The following is a 7,441-nucleotide window of genomic DNA, read 5'->3' as shown; positions in this document are numbered from 1 at the left end:
AATCAATTCACGTTCCATCTAAAATTGAACAAAGTTTTTGCAAAGATGGTAAATAACCATCAATATTGCATGTTTTCTTATATCACAAGAACCATAAATGGATAAATATACCGATCTAATACATCAGACTTTTGACTTCCCTACGGATGAATTTCAAGTAGAAAATAATGAGCTGCTTTTCAACGGAATTCCGCTGATGGACCTCATTAAGCAATATGGCACTCCTCTAAAATTATCATATTTACCGAAGATAAGCTCCCAAATTCAGCGGGCTAAAGTGTTCTTTAAAGAGAGCATGGAAAAGCTGGATTACCAGGGCACTTACACCTATTGCTACTGCACCAAGGCATCGCATTTCTCTTTTGTGCTGGAAGAGGCCCTGAAAAACGATATCCATATCGAAACGTCTTCGGGCTACGATATGCAGATTATCAAGGCACTTTACAAAAAGGGGAAAATAAACAAGGACACTTACATTATCTGCAACGGCTTTAAGCGTGAGCGTTACCGCCAGTGGATTTCTGAATTGGTGAACGATGGGTTTAAGAACTGCATGCCGATACTTGACCACTTAGGTGAGATTGAGTACTACAAGGAGCACATTAACGTAAAAACTAAGGTAGGTATTCGCCTGGCATCAGACGAGGAGCCTAAATTTGAGTTTTATACTTCGCGCCTGGGTGTTCGCTACGGAGATGTGATAGACCTGTATGAGCAGCAGATAAAATCAGATCCTAAGTTTGAGCTGAAGATGCTGCACTACTTTATCAACACAGGTATAAAAGATACCTCCTACTACTGGTCGGAGCTTACCCGCTTTGTGCGCAAGTATGCTGAGGTAAAGAAGGTTTGCCCTGAGCTGGATACCATTGATATAGGCGGTGGCTTCCCTATCAAAACCTCCATACAGGCAGATTATGACTACCGCTACATGGTAGAGGAGGTGCTGCGCACCATCAAGCGCATCTGCAACGATGAAGGCGTGCCTGAACCAAATATCTTTACTGAGTTTGGCATCTTTACAGTAGGTGAAAGCGCTGCTAACATTTACTCAATTCTGGACGAGAAACTACAGAACGATAAAGAGCTGTGGTATATGATCGACGGGTCTTTTATTACAAACCTGCCGGATGCCTGGGCACTAAATCAGCGTTGGCCATTGCTCGCCGTGAATCATTGGGACAAGGATTACCGTAAGATACAATTAGGAGGTATGACCTGCGACAGTCAGGATTATTACAATTCCGAAATGCACTCATTCCAGGTGTTTTTACCTAAGATACCGAAAGATGAGCCGCTTTATATTGGCTTTTTCCATACAGGAGCCTACCAGGAGCAGCTAAGTGGATACGGAGGCATCAAACATTGCCTGATTCCTTCGCCACAGCACATTCTGGTGGATCGTGATGATAACGGTGAGTTAAAAACATGGCAGTTTGCACCGGAGCAATCCAGCGATGCTATGCTTAAAATATTAGGTTACGAAGTATAATTTGATTCATTCAAAGGATTTAGTAAATGCATTTTGAAGTTGGTGTAAATCAGCTATTTTTGATGCTAAATCCTTCAAAAATTTACACGATCATGAAGAAAGTAATTTTAATGGGTGCTGTGTGCTTAGCGCTAGGCATGGCCTCTTGCAAAACCTACTGCCCGGCCTACGACTACACAAAAGTAGAGACTCCGAAACAGGAGAAATCTACTGTGGTAGCTAACGCTGCAGAAACAGCTGCTGACAACAAAGTAAGCATCTAAGCTCTCCTAAGCTGACATACATATAAAACCGGCTTTAAGCCGGTTTTTTTGTTTGATTAGGTGTTAGTACAGGCAAACTATATTAAAGCTAATGCATTCGTGCTTCTTTGCGTTAGCTCAGTTCAACTTATAATTCGAAGCAAACCAAGTGTAAATTTCCCACTTTCGCCAATTCATATACTAATGAGTTGTGTATAATGCGCATACTATATTTTCAGGCTTATGCAGAGCCATACTGTCATCAATTTTACTGAGTTACTGAAAATAGTAGCTAAACAGAACCCATGCTGTTAGACCAAATACAAACAAATTAATGTGCCAGCACTTCTTTACCCATTCCTTAAACACTAGCGTTGTTAGAATACTTAACAGCATGAAACCCAAAATTATATATTTAAGAGCAAATGCTATCCAAATTAATGGCTTCTGCTCCCCTCCTGAGGAAGTGAGTCCTAATATTAGCGGCACAACCACAATAGAAAAACCCGTTACGATTGCCCAAAGTATGTACAGGTTTGGTGCTGTAAAATACTTTCCATTGGCACTCATTCTTTCTTTCATAATTCTGCTGGGTTAGTCTCAGTTGTTTCTTTTTGACTTCCTACTAAACTTTATTGGGATTGTATATCGCTGCTTTATTGCTACCTTATTATGAGAAGCAGGAGTCCAATCAGGCATCTTCTCTACCAATTGTTCAACCACTTCATCATATAGGGCTTCATCCTGCTCAATGTTTCTTTTGAAAAGGATTTCTGATTCCTCAATCTTACCTTGTTCATCTATCACTAATGAGACTACAATCAGGGGTGCCTCACTATCTTCTTTCAATAAGCTGTCTGACAAGTTGCAGTAGATGTATTTCATTAATCCTTCATCTCCACCTTTGAACTTTACATCTCTGTCTCCCAAACCTAATTTAAACAGGCTGTCCACCTTCGTATCTATTCGCTCAAAAGCGTTCTTTCCATACTTTTGCTTTATCAGCTCATACATCACCTTATTGTAGCACTTCCCTTCTGGTTCAACAATGTCACCACCACCTTTGAGCTCTAAGCCATATTCTTCTATCATCAGCCGTACCCAAGTGTTGAACTCTGGATTTGGCAAGCCATAAAAGTATAGCCCCAGCTCCCCTGCCTGATAATCCTTTACTGCATCTTTAATCCCTCTGCGACACGCTATAGTATTACCAACTTCCTCGAAGGATATGCTATTAATTAATGGAGATAGATTTTGCGGAGCATTGGTATTATTGCACCCATAGAACAGGACCACCAGAATCATCGCCAAGCGTGATCTTATGTTCATAAAGATGAAATTAAACATCAACATACGCTTACCATCACTAAAGCTGCATCTCTATAAACTTGATGCTGTTCAGTTTAAATATCGCTAAAATATTTACTCTAATCAACCTCTCATTCTGTGTGATTTTTACACACCTGCAAGTATAAACTGCACGGCCTCCCACAGGTCCTGTACTTGAAGCTTATGTGTAGCCGACGCGTACTTATTTCCAACTAAAACTCCCTTCACGCCAACCTTATCAGCTGCTTCTAAGTCCCGCAGTGAGTCCCCTATCATCCAAGATGTTGCAGGGTCTATGTTATACTTGGCTATGGCTCTTTCGAGCATCAGGCTGTCTGGTTTACGAGATAAGGAGGCTGAAAATGAGGGGTGATTCGGTGCAAAATAGATGGCATCAATCAAGCTCGCACAGCTATCCTGCAACTTCTGGTGGCAAGCAAGCACATCTGCTGCTTGATACAACCCCTTCGCAATGCCTGCCTGGTTTGTAACCACTATTAATAAATAACCGTTCTCTTTCAGCAGTTTGAGTGCCTCGGGTACGCGGGGCAGCACCTCAAAATCATCTAACGTATAAGTATAGTCTCCGCGCTCACGGTTTAGCACACCGTCGCGGTCCAGGAAAACGCATTTTTGCACTTGCATAAGTATAGTTCATCACAATAGAAACGCTAAAATACAAATTTATGCGTTCAAGCTAAGGAAGCAGAGGCTGTAGATTAGTTATTACAATTCTTGTACTTTTACGCCGTACATCCTTAGTTAAGAGAAGCAAACAGAAACCAGAGATGAGAGTAGCAATAGTAGGAGCAGGTATATCGGGCTTGGCGTTGGCTTATCATTTACAAAAGCTAGGGGTTCCGTATGATCTGTTTGAGGCTGGCTCTCATGTTGGTGGAAACATCCGCACCTTACAAGCCGGTGACTATTTGCTAGAATTAGGGCCAAATGCCGTCCAATACTCCTCTGAACTGGAAGAGCTGATCCGTGACCTGAAATTGGAAAAAGAAGTATTACCCGCTACCGGAGTGAGTACCAACCGCTATGTGTTACGAGAAGGCACCTACCAAAAGCTGCCCTCTACCCCGCTATCGCTGCTTTCCAACAACTTTTTTTCATGGAAAGCGAAGTACCGTATCTTACAGGAAAAAAACGTGCCACCTGCCGACTATGCCAACGAAACGGTATCCGAGTTTTTTGCGCGACGTTTTGGCCAGGATGTGGTAGACTATGCTGTAAATCCTGTTGTTACAGGTATTTTTGCCGGTGATCCAAGCAAATTGCTAGTCAGCAAAACTTTCCCGAAGCTCAAAGGCATGGAGCAAGCACATGGTTCAGTACTTAAAGGGTTGGTGGTAGAAAAACAGCAAACCGGACGGCAGCAGGTTATCTCTTTTGTGGATGGGATGCAAACACTTCCGGACGCTATTGCGCAGAAGCTTATCTCACTGCATAAAGATAACCCGGTAGAAATGGTAACACGTAACCAGGGCAAGTACATTATCAGTTGTGCTGCTGTAAATGATGCTGACAATGAAGAGTATGATATGCTGGTACTTGCCTTGCCTGCACCAAAAGCGGTAGAACTGCTTCAGTATACTTTTCCTGGCATGGCGGCCGCCACCCATAACATTCATTACCCGCCTATGGCTGTGGTACACACAGCGTATAACCGACGCGATGTAAGCAACAAGCTCAATGGCTTCGGGGTATTGCACCCCATAATAGAAGAGGCCTTCGCCGCAGGTTCTATCTGGAGCAGTTCACTGTTTGAAGGGCGCTGCCGACCACACGAGGTTTTGTTTACAACATTTGTAGGCGGAGCCCAAGCTGAACAAAGCGCACTCGCCGCCCCTACAGAAATTACCGGCCAGGTGCATCAGGAGTTGAAAAAGCTACATGGCATTACAGCAGAAAAACCTAATTTCCAGCACGTGCACCTTTGGAAGCAGTCTATCCCTCAATATGATTTATACATAGAGGATGCCCACAACATGGCTAAAAGCCTGGAAGCAGAAGGTCTTTTTGTAGCAGCTAACTGGCTTGGCGGCGTATCCGTGCCGAGCTGTATCAGGCATGCCAAAGAGCTGGCGCATAAAATTAATTTAAGGTTGCGTCATGCCCTCAATAGCTGATTGCCTATATTTGAGGTATGAAAGACTCGTTGGTCATCATCCCAACCTATAATGAAAGGGAGAATATAGAAGCAATGGTTCGCAAGGTGATGTCCTTAAGTCACCCGTTCGAACTCTTGATTATTGATGATGGTTCACCGGATGGCACGGCTGACATTGTGCGCCAACTGCAGACGGAATTTACCGGCAGGCTGCATCTGGAAACCCGCCAGGGAAAACTGGGCCTCGGCACTGCCTACATCCATGGCTTTAAGTATGCGCTCCGAAACGAGTATGAGTACATCTTTGAGATGGATTGTGACTTCTCCCATAACCCGGACGACCTGATTCGCCTGTATATTGCCTGTGCTACTGATGGGTATGATGTTGCCATAGGCAGCCGCTACGTGCAGGGTGTAAACGTGGTGAACTGGCCCATGAGTCGTGTGCTGATGTCTTACTTCGCCAGTTACTATGTCCGTTTGGTGACAGGCATGCCCATACATGACACCACAGCAGGCTTTAAGTGCTACCGCCGCAAGGTGCTGGAAACAATACAGCTAAACAAAATCCGTTTTGTGGGCTATGCCTTCCAAATTGAGATGAAGTTTCTGGCTTACAAGTATGGCTTTAAAATAAAAGAAGTGCCTATTATCTTTACCGACCGCACCAAAGGCACCTCTAAAATGTCGTCAGGCATTTTTAAAGAAGCCATCCTGGGTGTTTTCAAAATGAAAATCAGCAGCTACTTCCGCCATTTCGACCGCTATTAAAAGCTTATGGCACCTGCACAATCTAACTTTTAGTTAGAGTAAACAGCGGGAACAAAACTGTTGCTACACAGCCGGCCATAAAGCAGCTCCTTGCCTACGTAACTTCATCAGGCAAAGAGTTGCCAGCAAATCTGACTACAACAAAGAACCAGTTTCCGTTTCTGACGCAGAGGAATCAAACCATTTTCTTAGGGAGGTATACAAGCAAAGCTATTACCAACTAATTTTACAGCCTAAGGTATAGCACCATAGGCTGCAAAACATCAGTATAAGCCAATCACCCTAATTTTATGGATAATATATTATTCTGGATCATATTCAATGCTTTTGTGCTACTGCTGCTGGGACTGGACCTTTTTGTGTTCCACCGGAAAGAGCACGAGGTAAAGATTAAAGAAGCGCTACTCTGGAGTTTGTTCTGGATTGTGCTTTCACTCTGCTTTAACGCACTTATCTATTTCTGGCAAGGCCCTGCTCCCGCCCTGGAGTTCCTGACAGGTTACCTGATCGAAAAATCACTGAGCGTAGACAACCTGTTTGTGTTCATCATGATTTTCAATTTCTTTAAAGTGCCGCTTAAGTTTCAGCACAAGATCTTATTCTGGGGTATTATTGGGGCACTTGTGCTGCGGGCTTTCTTTATACTTGTGGGCGTGGCCTTGATCGCTAAATTCCACTTCATCATCTATATCTTGGGAGCTTTCCTTGTTTTCACGGGCATCAAAATGGCTTTTTCTCACGGAGATGACGAGGTGCACCCTGAGAATAACCCTTTGATCAAGTGGGTAAGCAGGCACATGCGCATTACAAAAGCACCAGTGGGAGGCAAATTTTTCACGAAGATAGATGGCAAGTGGTTTGCGACACCGCTGTTCCTGGTTTTGATTATGGTGGAGAGCACAGATGTGGTTTTTGCCGCTGATTCTATTCCAGCCATACTTGCCATTTCGAAAGACCCATTTATTGTGTACACCTCTAACGTGTTCGCTTTGCTGGGTCTGAGAGCATTATACTTTGCCTTGGCAGGTATTATGCAATTGTTCCATTACCTGCACTATGGCTTGTCGGTTATACTTGTCTTTATAGGTGCCAAGCTGCTCCTGAGCGATATTTACCATATTGATATGCGCTATGCTTTGCTAGGAGTTGGTGGTGTGTTGGCTATCTCTGTAATTGCCTCACTTATGTTTCCGAAGAAGGAGGAGGATCTTCCAGAGCCGCCAATCAGCGAGTAGCAACTCTGCTTTCTTTTAAACAATACCTATACGCTCTCAAACTTCATCCCTTAGAGCTTGTTTACATTTCGTTTTTGCAAGCGAAAGCTGAATGGAAAGGGTTCTGGCAAAGCGTTTTTAGAGCTTCATAGCAGCGCTATGGGGCGAGAAAAGCGTGAAGCCAGGTTCCTTTACAGGTAGTTTGCAGCGCAAAACATGAATTTTAAACATGCTCTAAGTATGAGAGCACATTCTTCTTTAATTTATGATACCTAAT

At 43.5% G+C, this 7,441-nt stretch carries 8 protein-coding genes; 5 read left to right on the top strand and 3 right to left on the bottom strand.

Annotated features, from left to right (window positions below; genetic code table 11):
• Positions 1-97: 97 nt before the first annotated feature.
• Both ACFQ2O_RS18465 and ACFQ2O_RS18460 read left to right on the top strand, forming a co-directional pair.
• Positions 98-1,492 carry an arginine decarboxylase gene (locus tag ACFQ2O_RS18465; RefSeq protein ID WP_377531388.1) on the top strand — a complete coding sequence of 465 codons (1,395 nt, stop codon included), beginning with the start codon at positions 98-100 and terminating at the stop codon, positions 1,490-1,492.
• A gap of 92 nt (positions 1,493-1,584) precedes the next feature.
• Positions 1,585-1,755 (top strand): hypothetical protein, encoded by a 171-nt coding sequence (locus ACFQ2O_RS18460; protein ID WP_377531386.1) that lies wholly within the window; start codon positions 1,585-1,587, stop codon positions 1,753-1,755.
• 255 nt (positions 1,756-2,010) lie between these two features.
• Here ACFQ2O_RS18460 and ACFQ2O_RS18455 read toward each other — a convergent pair whose 3' ends face one another.
• The 3 genes from ACFQ2O_RS18455 to ACFQ2O_RS18445 form a co-directional block, all read right to left on the bottom strand.
• Positions 2,011-2,316, bottom strand: a complete 306-nt coding sequence (locus ACFQ2O_RS18455; protein WP_377531382.1) for a hypothetical protein — start codon at positions 2,314-2,316, stop codon at positions 2,011-2,013.
• A gap of 18 nt (positions 2,317-2,334) precedes the next feature.
• Positions 2,335-3,063 carry a hypothetical protein gene (locus tag ACFQ2O_RS18450; protein ID WP_377531380.1) on the bottom strand — a complete coding sequence of 243 codons (729 nt, stop codon included), beginning with the start codon at positions 3,061-3,063 and terminating at the stop codon, positions 2,335-2,337.
• A gap of 126 nt (positions 3,064-3,189) precedes the next feature.
• Positions 3,190-3,708: a D-glycero-alpha-D-manno-heptose-1,7-bisphosphate 7-phosphatase gene (locus tag ACFQ2O_RS18445; protein WP_377531378.1), complete on the bottom strand. Its 519-nt coding sequence runs from the start codon at positions 3,706-3,708 to the stop codon at positions 3,190-3,192.
• Between the two features lie 143 nt (positions 3,709-3,851).
• On the opposite strand from ACFQ2O_RS18445, the gene hemG reads away from it, so the two are divergent.
• The 3 genes from hemG to ACFQ2O_RS18430 all read left to right on the top strand — a co-directional run bounded on the left by hemG (position 3,852) and on the right by ACFQ2O_RS18430 (position 7,185).
• Positions 3,852-5,198, top strand: a complete 1,347-nt coding sequence (gene hemG, locus ACFQ2O_RS18440; protein ID WP_377531376.1) for a protoporphyrinogen oxidase — start codon at positions 3,852-3,854, stop codon at positions 5,196-5,198.
• A gap of 17 nt (positions 5,199-5,215) precedes the next feature.
• Complete coding sequence (locus ACFQ2O_RS18435) at positions 5,216-5,950, top strand: polyprenol monophosphomannose synthase (protein ID WP_377531374.1); 735 nt, start codon at positions 5,216-5,218, stop codon at positions 5,948-5,950.
• Positions 5,951-6,240: 290 nt separating this feature from the next.
• Positions 6,241-7,185, top strand: a complete 945-nt coding sequence (locus ACFQ2O_RS18430; protein ID WP_377531371.1) for a TerC family protein — start codon at positions 6,241-6,243, stop codon at positions 7,183-7,185.
• Positions 7,186-7,441: the final 256 nt, after the last annotated feature.

It is taken from the genome of Pontibacter rugosus (assembly GCF_042678745.1).
GTDB lineage: Bacteria > Bacteroidota > Bacteroidia > Cytophagales > Hymenobacteraceae > Pontibacter > Pontibacter rugosus.
This window is presented reverse-complemented; position numbering and strand designations above follow the sequence as displayed.